At 68.5% G+C, this 16,995-nt stretch carries 14 protein-coding genes and 1 tRNA gene; 9 read left to right on the top strand and 6 right to left on the bottom strand.

From position 1 onward, the window contains the following. Positions 1-311: 311 nt before the first annotated feature. Entirely contained in the window at positions 312-659 is a 348-nt protein-coding gene (locus AC1MBE_RS03810) for a hypothetical protein (protein WP_479780987.1), read from the bottom strand. 229 nt (positions 660-888) lie between these two features. Here AC1MBE_RS03810 and AC1MBE_RS03805 point away from each other — a divergent pair, with 229 nt between their 5' ends. Beyond that, positions 889-2,049, top strand: a complete 1,161-nt coding sequence (locus AC1MBE_RS03805) for an NAD(P)-dependent alcohol dehydrogenase (RefSeq protein WP_479780986.1) — start codon at positions 889-891, stop codon at positions 2,047-2,049. Then, positions 2,046-2,474, top strand: coding sequence for an HIT family protein (locus AC1MBE_RS03800; RefSeq protein WP_346959144.1), 429 nt, complete (start codon positions 2,046-2,048; stop codon positions 2,472-2,474). Before AC1MBE_RS03805 ends, AC1MBE_RS03800 begins: the two co-directional genes overlap by 4 nt. Positions 2,475-2,512: 38 nt before the next feature. Here AC1MBE_RS03800 and hrpA read toward each other — a convergent pair whose 3' ends face one another. Further along, the gene (gene hrpA, locus AC1MBE_RS03795; RefSeq protein ID WP_479780985.1) at positions 2,513-6,529 is read right to left on the bottom strand and encodes an ATP-dependent RNA helicase HrpA; all 4,017 of its coding nucleotides are present in this window, start codon (positions 6,527-6,529) and stop codon (positions 2,513-2,515) included. Between the two features lie 101 nt (positions 6,530-6,630). Here hrpA and AC1MBE_RS03790 point away from each other — a divergent pair, with 101 nt between their 5' ends. Continuing rightward, positions 6,631-7,296, top strand: a complete 666-nt coding sequence (locus AC1MBE_RS03790) for an SDR family NAD(P)-dependent oxidoreductase (protein WP_479780984.1) — start codon at positions 6,631-6,633, stop codon at positions 7,294-7,296. 107 nt (positions 7,297-7,403) lie between these two features. Here AC1MBE_RS03790 and AC1MBE_RS03785 read toward each other — a convergent pair whose 3' ends face one another. Then, positions 7,404-7,571 (bottom strand): hypothetical protein, encoded by a 168-nt coding sequence (locus AC1MBE_RS03785; protein ID WP_479780983.1) that lies wholly within the window; start codon positions 7,569-7,571, stop codon positions 7,404-7,406. An 81-nt stretch (positions 7,572-7,652) separates the two neighbouring features. Between AC1MBE_RS03785 and AC1MBE_RS03780 the strand changes: the two genes are divergently transcribed. Continuing rightward, on the top strand, positions 7,653-8,618 hold the full coding sequence (locus tag AC1MBE_RS03780; RefSeq protein WP_479780982.1) for a GlxA family transcriptional regulator: 966 nt from the start codon (positions 7,653-7,655) through the stop codon (positions 8,616-8,618). Between the two features lie 5 nt (positions 8,619-8,623). Here AC1MBE_RS03780 and AC1MBE_RS03775 read toward each other — a convergent pair whose 3' ends face one another. Together AC1MBE_RS03775 and AC1MBE_RS03770 are read right to left on the bottom strand one after the other, a co-directional pair. After that, entirely contained in the window at positions 8,624-8,950 is a 327-nt protein-coding gene (locus AC1MBE_RS03775; protein WP_479780981.1) for a protealysin inhibitor emfourin, read from the bottom strand. A 25-nt stretch (positions 8,951-8,975) separates the two neighbouring features. Beyond that, positions 8,976-10,022, bottom strand: coding sequence for a M4 family metallopeptidase (locus tag AC1MBE_RS03770; protein ID WP_479780980.1), 1,047 nt, complete (start codon positions 10,020-10,022; stop codon positions 8,976-8,978). Between the two features lie 111 nt (positions 10,023-10,133). On the opposite strand from AC1MBE_RS03770, the gene AC1MBE_RS03765 reads away from it, so the two are divergent. Continuing rightward, a complete protein-coding gene (locus tag AC1MBE_RS03765) occupies positions 10,134-11,111 on the top strand; it encodes a cation diffusion facilitator family transporter (protein ID WP_479780979.1) in 978 nt (325 codons plus the stop codon). A 52-nt stretch (positions 11,112-11,163) separates the two neighbouring features. On the opposite strand, the gene AC1MBE_RS03760 is transcribed toward AC1MBE_RS03765, so the two are convergent. Continuing rightward, positions 11,164-11,236 (bottom strand) — tRNA-Arg (locus AC1MBE_RS03760). A gap of 171 nt (positions 11,237-11,407) precedes the next feature. Here AC1MBE_RS03760 and argS point away from each other — a divergent pair. From argS to thrC, 4 genes are read left to right on the top strand one after another with little or no spacing between them, the layout of a single operon-like run. Continuing rightward, positions 11,408-13,072 (top strand): arginine--tRNA ligase, encoded by a 1,665-nt coding sequence (argS, locus tag AC1MBE_RS03755; RefSeq protein WP_479780978.1) that lies wholly within the window; start codon positions 11,408-11,410, stop codon positions 13,070-13,072. Positions 13,073-13,077: 5 nt separating this feature from the next. After that, entirely contained in the window at positions 13,078-14,571 is a 1,494-nt protein-coding gene (gene lysA / locus AC1MBE_RS03750; protein WP_479780977.1) for a diaminopimelate decarboxylase, read from the top strand. Further along, entirely contained in the window at positions 14,572-15,888 is a 1,317-nt protein-coding gene (locus tag AC1MBE_RS03745; RefSeq protein WP_479780976.1) for a homoserine dehydrogenase, read from the top strand. Beyond that, positions 15,889-16,995, top strand: a complete 1,107-nt coding sequence (gene thrC, locus AC1MBE_RS03740) for a threonine synthase (RefSeq protein WP_479780975.1) — start codon at positions 15,889-15,891, stop codon at positions 16,993-16,995.

The raw sequence follows: 16,995 nt of genomic DNA, 5'->3' as shown, positions 1-16,995 counted from the left end.
GAATCAGTCATCGTCCCCGTCGCCGAAAGGGAGCCAGTTCCGTCGGCGGCTGCTGGCCGGGTTCGCGGGAGCTGTGGTCGGCTTCGCCGTTGCGTTCACGTTCTACCTGCTGATCACCCCGGTGCTGGAAGCCAGCAACGGGCTGATCCGGGAGCTACAAGGTCTCATATGGAACCTTGTCCCGGCCCTGACTCTGCTCGGCGGAATCGCGGGCTGGCTCCTGTCCGGATCACGGAGCCAGCGAAGGCCTCGTTGATGGATCCCGTGCCGGCCAGCTGCTGGAGCAGACATGACAATTGAGCGGGCGGCTCCTAGCCACGCCCCACCAGCACGTTCTGGTGCAGCTTGCGCCACCCCTGGGCTTCAAGTTCTTTCGTCTCGAAGCCGTCCGTGACCAGGATGGCCGACTTGCCGTCATTTCTGGAGACGGAGACTATCTGGCCGGTCGTCATAGAGCGGCCGCAACCGCCAACGAACCCGCCCGGGTCTGCCGTGGGAACGGCGATCAAGCAGGTCAGCGTGCGATTATCGCCCTGCGCGGCGTAGTAGCGCACCCCGTCGGCCTCGGCAAGCAGTCGGGGGTTCTCCAGCTTGGGGTTCTCGGCCATGGCGGCCTCTGCGGGCAGCTGGTCCCTGGCCACCGCATCGCGCTGGAACACCGCGAGTCCTGCCGGGGCTGAGCACCCGCCAAGCATCAACGCGATGCCGATGGCCCCAAATATGGGAAGTACTAGACGATTCATTGCGCTGCCCCCTCAGGCTGTCACTCGTTTGCCCCGAGGCTACAGCAGTCGGGCCGAAGCGCCCGGCATGCGGCGCACGGAGCCCGGCTCCGCGCCGGGCCACGCCAAGTGGCACGGAAACCGTCCCCGGGGGTAGCGTCAAACCATGACTCCAGGACGCCCCGTACCGCCGCCCCTCGCCAAGCCGCTTCCCGACCTCAACGACCTCAACGCCAATGAAACCGGCGGCCCCATGCTCGCCGCCGCCTACGGTGCCACGTCCAGCGACAGCGGCCTCGTTCCGCTGACCGTGGCCCGGCGCGCGCCCAAGGCGGACGACGTCGAGATCGCCATCGAATTCTGCGGCCTCTGCCACTCGGACGTGCACGCCACCCGCGGCGAATGGGGCACGCAGAACTACCCCCTCACCCCCGGGCACGAAATCGTCGGCCGCGTCACCCGCGTGGGCTCCGCCGTCGACGATTTCAGCATCGGGGAGCGCGTCGGCGTCGGCTGCATGGTCGATTCCTGCCGCGAATGCGACAGCTGCCTCGATGGCCTGGAGCAGTACTGCGAGAACGGCATGACCGGGACCTACGGCGCCAAGGATTCCCGCAACGGCGGCGCCACCACCCAGGGCGGCTATTCCACCGCGATCGTCGTGGACCGGAACTACGTCCTGCGGGTTCCGGAGGGCATGGACCAGGCCGCCGCGGCGCCCCTGCTGTGCGCCGGCATCACCACGTATTCGCCGCTGAACCACTTTGAGGTCGAGGAAGGCGACGTCGTCGGCGTCGTGGGCCTCGGCGGCCTCGGCCACATGGCGGTCAAGATCGCCAAGGCCATGGGCGCGGAGGTGACGGTCTTTACGACGTCGGAGGCGAAGTTCGCGGCGGCCCGGGACCTGGGCGCGGACCACGTCGTCCTCTCCACGGATCCGGCCGCCATGGAAGCCGCGGACCGCAGCATCGACGTCATCATCGACACCGTCGCCGCGCCGCACGACCTCAACCCGTACTTCCGCACCCTGCGGGTGGACGGCGCCCTGTTCCAGCTGGGCCTGCCTTCGGAAGCCATGCCGCCGGTCAACCCCGGCGCGCTGATCCGCCGCCGGATCGCCTACGCCGGCTCGTTGATCGGCGGCATCGCCGAGACCCAGGAGATGCTGGACTTCTGCGCCGAACACGGCGTGGTGTCCGACGTCGAGGTGGTCCGCGCGGACCAGCTGAACGAGGCCTATGACCGCATGGTGGCCGGCGACGTGAAGTACCGTTTTGTTCTGGACGCCAGCACCCTGGGGTCCCCGGCGGAAAAGGCGGACGTATGAGCACCCTGTTTACCAAGATCATCAACGGCGAGATCCCAGGCCGCTTCGTCTGGCGCGAGGACGACGTCGTGGCGTTCCTGACCGTGGGGCCGCTGGCCGACGGGCACACCCTGGTGGTCCCCACCGAGGAAGTGGACCGCTGGACCGACGCCCCGCCGGAGGTACTGGGCCGCGTGATGGAAGTTGCGCGCAAGATCGGCGCGGTCCAGGTGGACGTGTTCGACGCCGCCCGGGCCGGCTTGATCGTGGCCGGCTACGAAATCAACCACCTGCACGTGCACGTGTGGCCGTCCAACTCGATGGCGGACTTTGATTTCGGCTCGGTCGACCAGCACCCGGACCCGGCCCGGCTTGACGCCAACGCGGAAAAACTGCGCGAGGGCCTCCGGAAGGCCGGCCACGCCGAGCACGTCCCGGACGCCTAGCACTCAGGAACTGGCGCCGGCGCAGCTCCCCAGGGGGTCTACGCCGGCGCCAGCGCCTTGTTCAGCACGGTCCGGATCCGCTTTTCGGACACCGAATAAGCGGTCCCGAGTTCGACGGCGAAGAGGCTCACCCTCAGTTCCTCGATCATCCAGCGGACCTGGGTTAACTCCGCGCCCGCGCGCCGCCCGGGCAGCAGGGCCGACACGGCGTCGTCGTAGTCGTCCTCAAGGCCCTGGATCACCGCCATGTGCTGCGCGTCCCGCTGCACGTTCCCGGGGAGCTTCTCAAGGCGCTTCTCGATCGCCGCGAGGTAGCGCGGCAACTGGCTGAGCTGGGCGTAGCCCGTGCGTGCCACAAAACCCGGGAAAACCAGCTGCTCCAACTGACTCTTGACGTCGTTCAGGGCGCTGATCAGGGCCAGGCTGGTGGTGCCCTTGAGCTGCTTCTCGATCCGGCGCGTGCTCGCGAGGATGCGTTCGACGACGGCGGTCACCGTAAAGACCGTGTCGATCAGTTCGGCGCGGACCTGCTCGTACAGCGCTTTGAAGGAGGCCTCGTCCCACGGCAGCTCGGCCGGGGTGAGCTTGTCGATCGCGGCCAGGGCGCAGTCCGCGATCAGGGCCGAGACGGAGCCGTGCGGGTTTTGGCTGAAGGTCAGCTTCTCGGTGTTGTTCAGGTGTTCCAGGACGTAGCGGTCCGGCGGCGGCACCTTCAGGGCGAGCAGCCGGATCACCCCGCCGCGCATGGCCTGTTCCTGTTCCGAGCCGGTCTGGAAGAGCCGCAGTGCCACTGAGGTGCCTTCGTCGACCAGGGCGGGGTACCCGGTGACGGTGTGGCCCTTCACTGTGCCCTGGACCTGGCGCTGCACGGTGCCGAAGGTCCAGTCCTTCAGGCCGGACAGCTCGGCGAAGCCCGCCGCCGGGGCAAGCTGCGCCGGTGCGGCGGGAGACCCGGAGGCTTTGCCGTTCGCGCTGCCGCCGGCGGCTGCTGCCGTTGCCGCCTTTGGCGCCGTCGTGGACGGCGTGGCCCCGAGGGATTCGGCGATTGCCCGGCGGGTGGCGGGTGCCAGCTTTTCCTGGAGCACCGCGAGGTCCTTGCCCTCGTCCAGGACCTTGCCGCGGGAGTCGACCACGCGGAAGCTGACCCGCAGGTGCGGCGGGACGGCGTCCCAGTTCCAGGACCCCGGCGGAATGACCTGGCCGCGGAGCCGGCGTAGCACGAGTTCCAGGGAGGGCTCCAGCTCATCCGTGGCGGGATCAAAATCGGCCTCGAGCGCCGCCACGGCCTGGCGGGCGACGTCGGGAGCGGGAACGAAGTTCTTGCGCACCTGCTTGGGCAGGGACTTGATCAGGGCCGTGACCAGCTCCACCCGCTGTCCGGGGATCAGCCAGCGGAACGCGGCGTCGTCGAGCTGGTTCAGGAAGAGTACGGGGACCTCGGCGGTGACGCCGTCGGACGGGTTCGGCGGCGAGCCGGGCGCCACCGGGTGGAACTCGTAGCTCAGCGGCAGCTCGAAGCCCTTGTGCAGCCAGGTCTTCGGGTAGGCCGAATCATCCAGGGCGTCGGCGTCGTCGCTGATCAGCAGCGACTGGTCGAAGTCCAGCAGCGTGGGGTCCTGTTGGCGCGCTTCCTTCCACCATTTGTCGAAGTGGCGTTCGGACACCACGTCCTTGCCGATCCGGGCGTCGTAGAACTCGAAGAGGGTCTCGTCGTCGACAAGGATGTCGCGGCGCCGCATCCGGGCCTCGAGCTCCTCGATCTCCTGGAGCAGGGCACGGTTGCGGTGGAAGAACTTGTGGTGGGTTTGCCAGTCGCCCTCCACGAGGGCGTGCCGGATGAACAGCTCGCGGGATAGCTCGGGATCGACCCGTCCGTAGTTGACCCGCCGGTTGGGGATGATCGGCACGCCGTAGAGCGTGACCTTCTCATGCGCCATCACCGAGCCCATTTTCTTGGACCAGTGCGGTTCGCTGTAGCTGCGCTTGACCAGGTCCGGCGCCACCTGCTCGGCCCAGAGCGGATCGAATTTCGCCGCCACCCGCGCCCAGAGCCGGCTGGTTTCGACCAGCTCGGCGGCCATCACAAAGGTGGGGGACTTCTTGAACAATGCCGAGCCGGGGAAGATCGCGAAGCGGCTGCCGCGGGCGCCGGCGTACTCGCGCTTGCGTTCGTCCAGGATGCCGATGTGGCTCAGCAGCCCGGACAGCAGGCTGATATGGATGCCCTCGTGGTTGCCCACCGGGTCGGTGAGCCGTTTGTTGTCCAGGCTGATGCCCAGCGGCCGGGCGAGCTGGCGCAGCTGGGCGAAGAGGTCCTGCCATTCGCGGACGCGCAGATAGTTGATGAACTCGTTGCGGCACAGCCGGCGGAAGGCGGTCGAGGAGAGCTCCTGCTGCTTCTCCTGCAGGTAGTTCCAGAGGTTCAGGTAGCCGGTGAAGTCCGAGTTCTCGTCCCGGAACCGGGAGTGTTTCTCCGCGGCCAGCTGCTGCTTGTCCGTCGGGCGCTCGCGCGGGTCCTGGATGGTCAGGGCCGCGGCCAGGATCATCACCTCGCGCACGCAGCCGCGTTTGCCGGATTCGACGATCATCCGGCCCAGGCGGGGGTCCACCGGCAGTTGGGCAAGCTGCTGCCCGACGGCGGTGAGCCCGCTGCCGTTCCTGCCGGGCGCCTGCCGGCGGCCGGGACGTCCGTCGCCGTCGCCCGTGATCTCCTGCGGCCGGGCGGCACTCAGGGCGCCGAGCTCGCGGAGCAGGCTGACGCCGTCGTTGATGGCGCGGGAATCCGGCGGCTCCACAAACGGGAAGTTCTCCACGTCCTTCGGCCCGCGGGCCACGCCCATGGCCGTCATCTGCAGGATGACGGCGGCGAGGTTGGTGCGCAGGATCTCCGGATCGGTGAACAGCGGCCGGGATTCGAAGTCCTCCTCCGAGTACAACCGGATGGCGATGCCGTCGGAGACGCGGCCGCAGCGGCCGGAACGCTGGTTGGCCGAGGCCTGCGAGACCCGCTCGATCGGCAGCCGCTGGACCTTGGTGCGGTGCGAGTAGCGCGAGATGCGCGCGGTGCCGGTGTCAATGACGTACTTGATGCCGGGGACCGTGAGCGAGGTTTCGGCGACGTTGGTGGCCAGCACGATCCGGCGCTTGCTGCCCGGGTGGAAGACCTTGTGCTGCTCCTGCAGGCTCAGGCGGGCGAAGAGCGGGAGCACCTCGGTGCCGGCCAGCCGCCGGTTCGTCTGGATCCGCGCGTTGAGCGCCTCCGCGGCGTCACGGATTTCACGCTCGCCGGAGAAGAAGACCAGGATGTCGCCGGGAGCCTCGAGGGCGAGTTCGTCGACGGCGTCGCAGACCGCGTCCAGCGGGTCGCGGTCCTCCTCAAGTTCGTCGTCGGAGGCAGTGCCTTCTCCGACGCCGTCGTCGCCTGCCGCGCCGGGGCCGCCAGCGGGCTGCGAGAGCGGCCGGTAGCGGATTTCCACCGGGTAGGTGCGGCCGGACACCTCGATGATGGGGGAGGGCTCCTCCTCGCTGCCGAAGTGCTTGGCGAAGCGCTCCGGATCGATGGTGGCCGAGGTGATGATGATCTTCAGGTCCGGGCGCTGCGGGAGGATCCGCTTGAGGTAGCCGAGGATGAAGTCGATGTTGAGGCTGCGTTCATGCGCCTCGTCGATGATGATCGCGTTGTATTTGCGCAGCAGTTTGTCGCGCTGGATCTCGGCCAGCAGGATGCCGTCGGTCATCAGCTTGACCTTGGTGGAGCGGCTGACCTCGCCGGTGAAGCGGACCTGGAAGCCGACTTCCTGGCCGATCTCGACGCCGAGCTCCTCTGCGATGCGCTCCGCAACCGTGCGGGCAGCAAGCCGGCGCGGCTGGGTGTGGCCGATCAGGCCGTTTTCACCCAGGCCAAGCTCCAGGCACATCTTGGGGATCTGGGTGGTCTTACCGGAGCCGGTCTCGCCGGCGATGATGGTCACCTGGTTCGCGGCGATGGCGGCCATCAGGTCCTCGCGGCGCTCGGAGACCGGCAGCTCGGCGGGGTAGGAAATATGCAGTGTCATGGCTGGAAACAGTCTACTGGGAAGCGTCAGGGCCACCGCGCCCGGACAAAAAACTAAGGGTACTGAGGAATAGTTGCCTGTCCGCAGGCCTTGAAGCACCTATGACTACTATCGCAATCATTGGAGCAGGATCCGGGCTCGGCGCCGCCGTCGCGAGGCGCTTTGGCAAGGAAGGCTTCTCCGTCGCGCTGATTTCCCGCAATCAGGGACGCGTCGACGCCCTGGCGGAAACGCTCGCGGCTGAAGGCATCGAAGCCAAGGGCTTCGCCGCGGATGTCCGCGACCCCGATTCCATCACCCGTGCACTGGAGCGCGCCACCGAGACCCTCGGACCGATCGAGGTGTTGCAGTACAGCCCGCTGCCGCAGAAGGACTTCATGCGGCCGGTGCTTGAGACCACACCGGCAGATCTGGTGGGCCCGGTGGAATTCTCCATCTACGGCCCGGTCGCGGCGGTCCACCAGGTCCTTCCCGGCATGCGGTTCCTCGGCGAGAACAAGGGAACGATCCTCTTTGTCAACGGCGGCTCGGCCGTGAAGCCCGGACGCAACGTCACGGGGACCTCGGTGGCCTTCGCCGGGCAGGCGGCCTATGCCCAGCTGCTCAACGAGGTCCTTGGCGAGGAAGGGATCCAGGTATCCCAGCTCATCATCGGCGGCCGCATCATCGAGAGGGATCCCGAGAAGGACCCCGCCGTCCTGGCCGGCCATCTGTGGGACCTGCACACCAAGCGTGACCGGTTCCGCCTTCAGATCAGCGCCGACTAGGCGCCCCGCCATAAACGCCGTCGCCGCGAACGGCGGAAAGAACTGACGTAGGGAGGCCCCGGCCGCCGGTTGATCGACCGGCGGCCGGGGCCTTGGGGTGTCCGCGGTCAGAAGAACCGCAGCGTGTAGCTGGTGCTGGGGAGGTCGTGGGCCATCCAGTACTCGTCCGAGCGGACGGGCGGGTTGTGGCCAAGGCCGTCTTTCCGGAGAGCCCGGAGGGTGGCGGCGACGGCGGCGAGGATCAGGACGATGAGGGCGATTCCGAGGAGTTCCATACCTCCATGGTTCTCCGGTGCCGGCTGCAAAAAAAGTGGCAGAAATGCCCAAAAAGCTATAATTTCTGCCACACTTAAAGCATGATCAATTCAGTGGCGATGATCGTGGTCCCCAACTTCTCGATCTTCGAGTTCGGCACCGCCTTCGAGGTGTTCGGCGTCGACCGGTCGGACCGCGGCACCGGGGTGCCGGCCTTTGATTTCCGGGTCTGCACGCCGGAGCCGGGCGACGTCCCTATGAAGTCCGGGCTGTCGATGCACGTGTCGCTCGGGCTCGACGCTGCGGCGGACGCGGACCTGGTCATCATGACCCCGTTCGGCAACGACGCCGATGTTCCCGAGGCCGTCCTTGATGCGCTGCGGGCGGCGCACGCGCGGGGCGCCTGGGTGATGTCGATCTGCTCCGGCGCCTTCGCCCTGGCCCGGGCCGGGCTGCTGGACGGCCGCCGCTGCACCACGCACTGGCATTACTCGCAGGAGCTCGCCAGCCGCTATCCGGCCGCGCTCGTCGATGAGAACGTGCTCTACGTCCAGGACGGCCGGATCATCACCAGTGCCGGCACCGCGGCCGGCATCGACGCCAGCCTGCACCTGGTCCGGGTGGAGCTGGGCGCCAACGTGGCGGCGAGCATCGCCCGGGACATGGTGGTTCCGCCGCACCGCGACGGCGGCCAGGCGCAGTACATCGACCGGCCCATGCCGCGGTGCGGCTCGCAGCCGATGGAAGAGCTGCTGCGCTGGATGGTCCGGAACCTGGACGAGGAGCACTCCGTCAACGAGCTGGCCGCCCGCGTGCACATGTCGCCGCGGACCTTTGCGCGGCGGTTCCGGGCCGAGACAGGCGCCACGCCCGCGGCTTGGCTGAACTCCCAGCGGGTGCTCCGGGCGCAGGAGCTGCTGGAAACAACCGACCTGAACATCGACGAGATCGCCCGGGAGGCCGGGTTCGGCCACTCGGTGCTGCTGCGGCACCACTTCGCCAAGGTGCTGGACACCAGCCCGCAGTCCTACCGGCGGACCTTCCGCGGGCACCTGGCGGCGGTCTGACCGGACTAACCCGGCTGGCCGGGCGACTCAGCCGCGGCCCGGGTGCAGTCGACCAGGGTCCGCCAGGGGCCGACGAGGTCCCGCTCCGGCAGGGTGGCCCGGCGCTGGCCGGCCCGGATGCGGTAGACGAAGCGGTCCGGCTGGGGGATGTTCGCGCCGGCGGCGCCTGCGGCGCTCTCCGCGCCCGCCGCGCCCCGGCCGGGCAGTTCGTCCCAGGGGCAGGCCTCGACCAGGGGCTGCCACTGGTCCCGGTCATCCGCGGTCACCGCCTGCACGCTCCAGACGCGCTCCATCCCGGCGATGCCACCGCTGCGCTGGACGGTTATCTTCATGGGGTGATCCTTAGGCAGGTGCCGTTTACAGCCTCACCTTGACAGTTTCCCACGCCTGCCGGACGGCGTCATGTTCGGCCGATTCGGCTCCGAACAGCTCCTTGGCGGACGCCGCCGTGGCCTTCGCAAACGCGCTGAAGGTCGCGGCGGTGGGCAGCGAGCCCCCGGTCAGCGTGTCGTACCAGATCCGCCCGGGGGTCTCCCACGCGTTGCCGCCCAGGGCTGTCGCGACCAGGCAGAAGGCGCGGTTGGGGATGCCCGAGTTCAGGTGCACCCCGCCGTTGTCGGCACTCGTGTGGACGTAGGAGTCCATCGAGTCAGGCTGCGGATCCTTGCCCAGCACGTCGTCGTCGTACGCGGTGCCCGGCGCCTTCATGGAGCGCAGCGCCGTTCCCTGCACTTGGTCGGTGAAGAGCCCCTCGCCGATCAGCCAGCTGGCCTCGGCCGCGGTCTGCTGCTTCACGTACTGCTCCACGAGGACGCCGAAGACGTCGGAGAGCGATTCGTTCAGGGCGCCCGCCTGGTTCCGGTAGGCGAGCCCGGCGGTGTATTGGGTGACGCCGTGCGCGAGTTCATGGCCGATCACGCTGAGCGAGGCGGTGAAGCGGTTGAAGACCTGGCCGTCGCCGTCGCCGAAGACCATCTGCTTGCCGTCCCAGAAGGCGTTGTCGTAGCGCAGGCCGAAGTGCACCGTGGCGTCCAGGGGCAGGCCGTTGCCGTCAATTGAGTTGCGGCCGAACGCCTCCGCGTAGAGCCGGTGCGTGTGGCCCAGGCCGTCGTACGCCTCATCCGCGCCCGGGTCCCCGGTGACGGGTTCGCCTTCTTTGCGCACCAGCACGCCCGGCAGGTTCTCCGAGGCTTTCGCGTCGTACACGGTGCGCTGCGGCGGTCCGGGGGTCAGCTGCCGCAGCCCCGGGGGCGTTGCCGGCACCGGCGCCGCGCGGGACGCCTGGAAGCTCTTGACGTGCTGCAAGGCTTCCTTCGCGGCCCGGGCTGCCACCAGCAGCCGCGGTTCATGATGTTGCGCTGCCAGCCGGCGCAACAGGTAGGGAGGGATGATGGAGCAGTACATGTGAGACCCCTTTGCTTCTGCCGATGCGAACAGCCTACGAGCGGGGACCGACATTTGGCAGGGGGAATCTGCGGGAGCGCGCCGGAGGCTCCGGTTGGATACGGTAGGCCAATGGCGCAAACGGAGAAGCAAAAGAAACCCGGCTCGACCCTGCTGACGGTCATCATCGCCTTCGTGGCGAATCTGCTCGTGGCCGCGGCGAAATCGGTGGCGGCGGTCCTGACCGGATCGGCCTCGATGACCGCCGAAGCGGCGCATTCCTGGGCCGACACCGGCAACCAGGTCTTCTTGTTCTTCGCCGAACGCCGGTCGGCGAAACCGCGGGACAAGAGCCACCCGATGGGCTACGGCAGGGAAGCATACGTCTGGTCGATGTTTGCGGCGTTCGGGCTCTTCACCGCCGGCGCGGTCGTGTCGATCATGCACGGCATCCAGCAGATCATCGAACCGGAGCCGGCCGCCGACTTTGCCGTGGCCTACTGGGTCCTGGCCGCGGCGTTTGTTTTCGAGGGGATCTCCTTCATCCAGGCTTTCCGCCAGACCCGGAAGGCGGCACATGAGCTGGAACGGCACACCCTGGAGCAGGTCCTGATCAGCTCCGATCCGACCCTGCGCGCCGTCTTCGCGGAGGACGCCGCCGCGCTGTTTGGCCTGGTCGTCGCCTTCGCCGGCGTGTTCCTGCATCAGGTCACCGGTTCGCCGCTGCCGGACGCGGTGGGTTCGATCATCGTCGGCGTGCTGCTGGCGGTCGTCGCCGTCGTACTGATTGACCGCAACCGGCGCTTCCTGGTGGGCCAGGGCGTAACCCCGGATATCGAGCGCTCCATGGCCCGCCGGGTGCTCGAGCACCAGGACATCGCGCGCCTCACCTACCTGCACCTGGAGTTTGTCGGACCACGCAAGCTGTACCTCGTCGCGGCGGTGGATCTGCAGGGAGACCACCCGGAACACGAAGCGGCGGTGGCGCTTCGCCGCGTGGAGCGCGAGCTGGAGGACCACGAAACGGTGGAGGAGGCCGTGCTGACCCTGTCCACCCCGGAGGAAGCCAGCCTGGACTTCGAGTCCCGGGAAAGCGGCCCCGGGGCCTGAGAAGGAAACGCAAAAACCCCGCCGTTTCGCTGAAACGGCGGGGTTTTGTCTGTGCCCTCGATTGGAATCGAACCAACGACCTTCTGCTCCGGAGGCAGACGCTCTATCCCCTGAGCTACGAGGGCAATCAGGGTTCCTGCCGTGACCGGCGGGACGTCCTAGAGCTTAGCAGGAAGGTGGGCTCCAAAGGAAAATCGTCGCCCCGGGGCTCGCAGCGGACCTTCCCTGCGGGCCCTGGGGACAAGATGACGGCACGGAAATTCCGCGGGACTGCGGGCCCCCGGTAGGCTGGAACTGTGACCCCAGAAGAACTCTCCCTCGCCATATCCGCCTGCCTGAAGGACGCCGTCGCCACCGGTGACATTGCCCTTGCCGCCGCCGACATTCCGGAGGCGGTGCGCGTGGAGCGTCCCAAGAACAGGGACCACGGCGACTGGGCCACCAACATCGCGCTCCAGCTGGCCAAGCCCGCCGGCACCAACCCGCGCCAGCTCGCTGGCCTGCTGAGCGACCGGCTGGCGTCGATCGCGGGTGTCTCCGCCGTGGACATCGCCGGACCCGGCTTCCTGAACATCACCGTTGACGCCGCCGCCGCCGGGGCCCTCGCCAAGGCAATCGTGGAGGCCGGCACCGCCTACGGCACCAACACGGCGCTTGCGGGCCGCACGGTCAACATGGAATTCGTCTCGGCCAACCCCACCGGACCGCTGCACATCGGCCACACCCGCTGGGCCGCCCTGGGCGACTCGATCGCCCGCGTCCTGCGGGCGTCCGGCGCGGACGTCACCGCGGAGTACTACATCAACGACGCCGGCTCGCAGATGGACGTCTTCGCCCACTCGGTGCTGTCCCGGCTGCACGGCCGCGGCGTGCCGGAGGGCGGCTACCCGGGCGAATACATCGCCGACCTCGGCCACGAGGTCCTGACCCAGCACCCCGGGATCCGGGAACTCACCGACGTCGCGGCGCTGCCGGTGATCCGCGGTGCCGCTTACAAGGCGCAGCTGCACGACATCAAGCAGACCCTCGCCGAGTTCGGCGTCGAATTCGATGTCTACTTCTCCGAGCAGGAACTGCATGACGCCGGCGCCATCGCCGACGCCGTCGCCCGGCTCCGGGAACAGGGCCACGTCTACGACGACGGCGGCGCGGTCTGGCTGCGCACCACCGACTTCGGCGACGACAAGGACCGCGTGATGATCCGCGCCAACGGCGAGCCGACGTACTTCGCCGCGGACGCGGCGTACTACCTGTCCAAAAAGGACCGCGGCTTCACCGAGAAGATCTACCTGCTTGGCGCCGACCACCACGGCTACATCAACCGGCTCAAGGCGATCGCAGCCGCGGCCGGCGACGATCCCGAGGTCAACATCGAGGTGCTGATCGGCCAGCTGGTCTCGGTCAACGGCGCCAAGCTCTCCAAGCGGGCAGGCAACATCATCGAGCTCAAGGACCTGATCTCCTGGCTAGGCAAGGACGCCGTCCGGTACTCCCTGGCCCGCTTCCCGGCCGACTCGCCGCTGACGCTGGACCCGGAACTGCTCAAGAAGCACAGCAACGAGAACCCGGTCTTTTACGTCCAGTACGCGCACGCCCGCTCCCGCGGCGCCGCGCGCAACGCCGTCGCCGCCGGTGTGGAGCGCCGGGTGGACGGCCACGACGCCTTCGACGCCGCGCTGCTGGACCATGCGACGGAAAACGAGCTGCTCTCGCACCTGGGCAGCTACCCCTCGATCGTGGCCAAGGCCGCCGAGCTGCGGGAGCCGCACCGCGTCGCCCGCCACCTCGAAGTCATTGCCGGGGCCTACCACCGCTGGTACGACGCCTGCCGCGTCGCGCCGCTGGGCGAGGAAACCATCACCGACCTGAACCGCACCCGGCTGTGGCTCAACGATGCCACCAGCCAGGTGCTCGCCAACGGACTGGAACTGCTGGGCGTTTCGGCGCCGGAACGGATGTGAACGCCATGACCGCGAACCCGAACAACAGCACGGCGGCCTCCCCGCTGGCGCCGGACTGGCTGGCCGTCCCGGAGGACCTCAACGCCCTGCACGAACCGATGTGGGCCGCCGGGGTCGCGCGCACCGACGACGGTGAACTGGCCATTGACGGCATTGCCGTCAGCGAGCTGCAGCGGCAGTTCGGCACGCCGCTGTTCGTCATGAGCGAGACCGACTTCCGGGCCCGCGCCCGGGCGTTCCAGGACGCCTTCAACGAGGCCTTCGCGGACATCTGCGGGGGAGTGGACGTCTACTACGCCGGCAAGTCGTTCCTGTGCACCGCCGTCGTCCGCTGGGTCGAGGAGGAAGGGCTGCGGCTGGACACCGCCTCCGGCGGGGAGCTCGCCGTCGCCGCCCGCGCCGGCATCCCGGGCGCCGCCGTCGCCCTGCACGGCAACAACAAGTCCGACGCCGAGATCCACCGCGCCCTGGACATGGGGCTGGGCCGGATCGTCGTCGACAGCCTCGCCGAGCTGGAGCGGGTCGCCGCGATCGCCGCGAACCGCGGCGAAACGGCGAAGGTCATGCTGCGGCTGACCCCGGGCGTGCACGCGCACACCCACGAATTCATTGCCACCGCGCACGAAGACCAGAAGTTCGGCCTCTCAATGGCCGGCGACTCGACCGACCAGGCCGGGCTGTCCGCCGCCGAGGAAGCCGTGGCCGCGGCCGCCGGCCATGACAGCATCGAACTGCTTGGCCTGCACTGCCACATCGGCTCGCAGATCTTCGAGCCGGACGGCTTCGCCCTCGCCGCGGAGAAGCTGCTCGATTTCCTCGCCGCCATGCAGGCCAAATACTCGATCGTGCTGCCCGAGCTGGACCTGGGCGGCGGCTACGGCATCGCCTACACCCCGGTGGACACCCCGCGGCCGCCGGCCGAGATCGCCCAGGCGATGGCCGCCGTCGTCCGCGCCAAGGTGGCCGAACTCGGCATCACCGCGCCGCGGATCTCGATCGAGCCGGGCCGCGCGATCGTGGGCACCAGCACCTTCACGCTCTACGAGGTGGGCACCCTCAAGACCGTCCGGGTCGACGCACCGGCCGGCGGCGGAACGGGAGAAACCGGCGCATCAGCCGCCGAAAACGTTACGTACCCGCGCCGGTATGTGTCGGTGGACGGCGGCATGAGCGACAATGCCCGCCCGGTGCTGTACGACGCGGATTATTCGGCGATTCTCGCCTCCCGCAGCTCCGACGCGGCCCCGCAGCTGTCCCGAGTGGTGGGCAAACATTGCGAGAGCGGCGACATAGTTGTTAGAGATGTATATCTGCCCGAGGACGTGGCAGCCGGTGATCTGCTCGCTGTACCGGGGACCGGCGCCTACTGCTGGGCCCTGTCAAGCAACTACAACTATCTGGCCCGGCCGGGCGTTGTCGCGGTACGCGATGGATCAGTCCGGCTCATTGTCCGCGGCGAAACTGAACAAGACCTGCTGAACCGCGACATGGGAGTCTGAATGACGGAATTGCGAACCTTGAAAGTGGCCCTGCTGGGCTGTGGCAACGTCGGGGCCCAGGTTGCGCGGATTCTCATTGACGACGCCGACACCCTGGCTTCCCGCACCGGGGCCCGCCTCGAACTGAGCGGCATCGCCGTGCGCAACCCGGACGCCCGGCGCGACGTCGAGCTGCCCCGCGAAATCTTCACCACCGACGCCGAGACGCTGGTCAAGGACGCGGACCTGGTGATCGAGCTGATGGGCGGGATCGAGCCGGCGCGCAGCCTGATCCTCACCGCGATCCGGCACGGCGCGTCGGTCGTGACCGGCAACAAGGCCCTGCTCGCCCAGGACGGACCCACCCTCTACGAGGAGGCGGACAAGGCCGGCGTGCAGCTGTCCTACGAGGCCGCCGTCGCCGGGGCCATCCCCATCCTGCGCCCCATCCGGGACAGCCTTTCCGGCGACCGGATCACCCGGGTGCTGGGCATCGTCAACGGCACCACCAACTTCATCCTGGACCAGATGGACACCACGGGCGCACAGTTCGCCGACGCCCTCGCCGAGGCCCAGCGGCTGGGCTATGCCGAAGCGGACCCTACCGCCGACGTTGAGGGCCACGACGCCGCGGCCAAGGCCGCGATTCTCGCCTCGCTGTCCTTCCACACGCGGTTCGCCCTCGAGGACGTCTACTGCGAGGGGATCACCTCCGTCACCGCCGCGGACATCGCCGCGGCAAAGGACGCCGGCTTTGTGATCAAGCTGCTGGCGATCGCAGAAAAGCTCACCAATTCCGAGGGCAAGGAAGGTGTGTCCGTCCGCGTCCACCCGACCCTGCTGCCGCGCGAGCACCCGCTGGCCGCGGTGCACGGCGCGTTCAACGCCGTCTTCATTGAGGCCGAGAACGCCGGCGAGCTGATGTTCTACGGACAGGGCGCCGGCGGCACCCCGACGGCCTCCGCCGTGCTGGGTGACCTGGTCTCGGCCGCCCGCCGGATTGTGCTGGGCGGCCCGGGACGCACCGAAACCACCACCGGGCACGTCCCCGCGCTGCCCATTGACGCGGCCATCACCAGCTACTACATCGGCCTCGACGTCGCGGACCAGCCCGGCGTCCTGGCCCGGATCGCGCAGCTCTTCGCCGAGCACGGCGTCTCCATCGAAATCATGCGGCAGACCATCCACCGCGACTCCGGCTCCAAGTCGGAGTCGGCGGAGCTGCGGATAGTTACGCACCGTGCGAGCGAAGCCGCACTGGCAGCAACCGTTCAGGCCGTCAAGGGACTGGACGTCATCAATTCCGTCACATCCGTACTGCGGGTAGAAGGGGTCTAAGTGGCTCACCAATGGCGCGGAGTCATCCGCGAATACGCCGAACGACTGCCGGTCACCGAGGCCACCAAGGTCATCACCCTGGGCGAGGGCGGCACCCCGCTCGTGCACGCGCAGAAGCTCTCCGAGCTCACCGGCTGCACCGTCTACCTCAAGGTCGAAGGCATGAACCCGACCGGGTCCTTCAAGGACCGCGGCATGACCATGGCCATGACGGCGGCGGTCGCCTCCGGCGCCAAGGCCGTGGTGTGCGCCTCCACCGGCAACACCTCCGCCTCCGCCGCAGCCTACGCCACCTCGGCCGGGCTGCAGTGCGCCGTGCTGGTGCCCGAGGGCAAGATTTCGATGGGCAAGCTCAGCCAGGCGATCGCGCACGGGGCCACCCTGCTGCAGGTGGACGGCAACTTCGACGACTGCCTCGACATTGCCCGCAAGCTGGGGGAGTCGTACCCGGTCTTCCTGGTCAACTCGGTCAACCCGGCCCGGATCGAGGGCCAGAAGACGGGCGCGTTCGAGGTCGTCGACGCGCTCGGGGACGCCCCGGACATCCACGTCCTCCCGGTCGGCAACGCCGGCAACATCAGCGCCTACTGGAAGGGCTACAAGGAGTACGCGGCGCCCTACGAATCCGCCACCGCCGGAAACCTTCCCGCCGTCGCCACGAAGACGCCGGTGATGTGGGGCTTCCAGGCCGCCGGCGCCGCCCCGTTCGTCGCGGGCCACCCCATCACCGAGCCGGACACCATCGCCACCGCCATCCGGATCGGCAACCCGGCATCCTGGGACACCGCCGTCGCCGCCCGCGACGAATCCGGCGGCGTGATCGAGGCCGTCACCGACGAGGAGATCCTCTCCGCGCACCGCTGGCTTTCTGCGCGGGAAGGTGTGTTCGTCGAACCCGGCTCCGCCGCGGGCGTCGCCGGCCTGATCAAGAAGCACGCCGCGGGCGAGGTTCCCACCGGCAAGACCATCGTCATCACGGTCACCGGCCACGGCCTCAAGGACCCGCAGTGGGCGCTGCGCACCGAGGACGGCAGCGACGTGCAGCCGGTCAAGGTCGCCAACGACGTCGTCACGGTCGCCGCCGAACTGGGACTGGAAGAAAAATAG

The sequence above is a fragment of the Arthrobacter sp. BG5 genome (assembly GCF_056680155.1).
The sequence above is the reverse complement of the archived record's forward strand: the minus strand, read 5'-3'. Positions and strand labels throughout refer to the sequence as shown.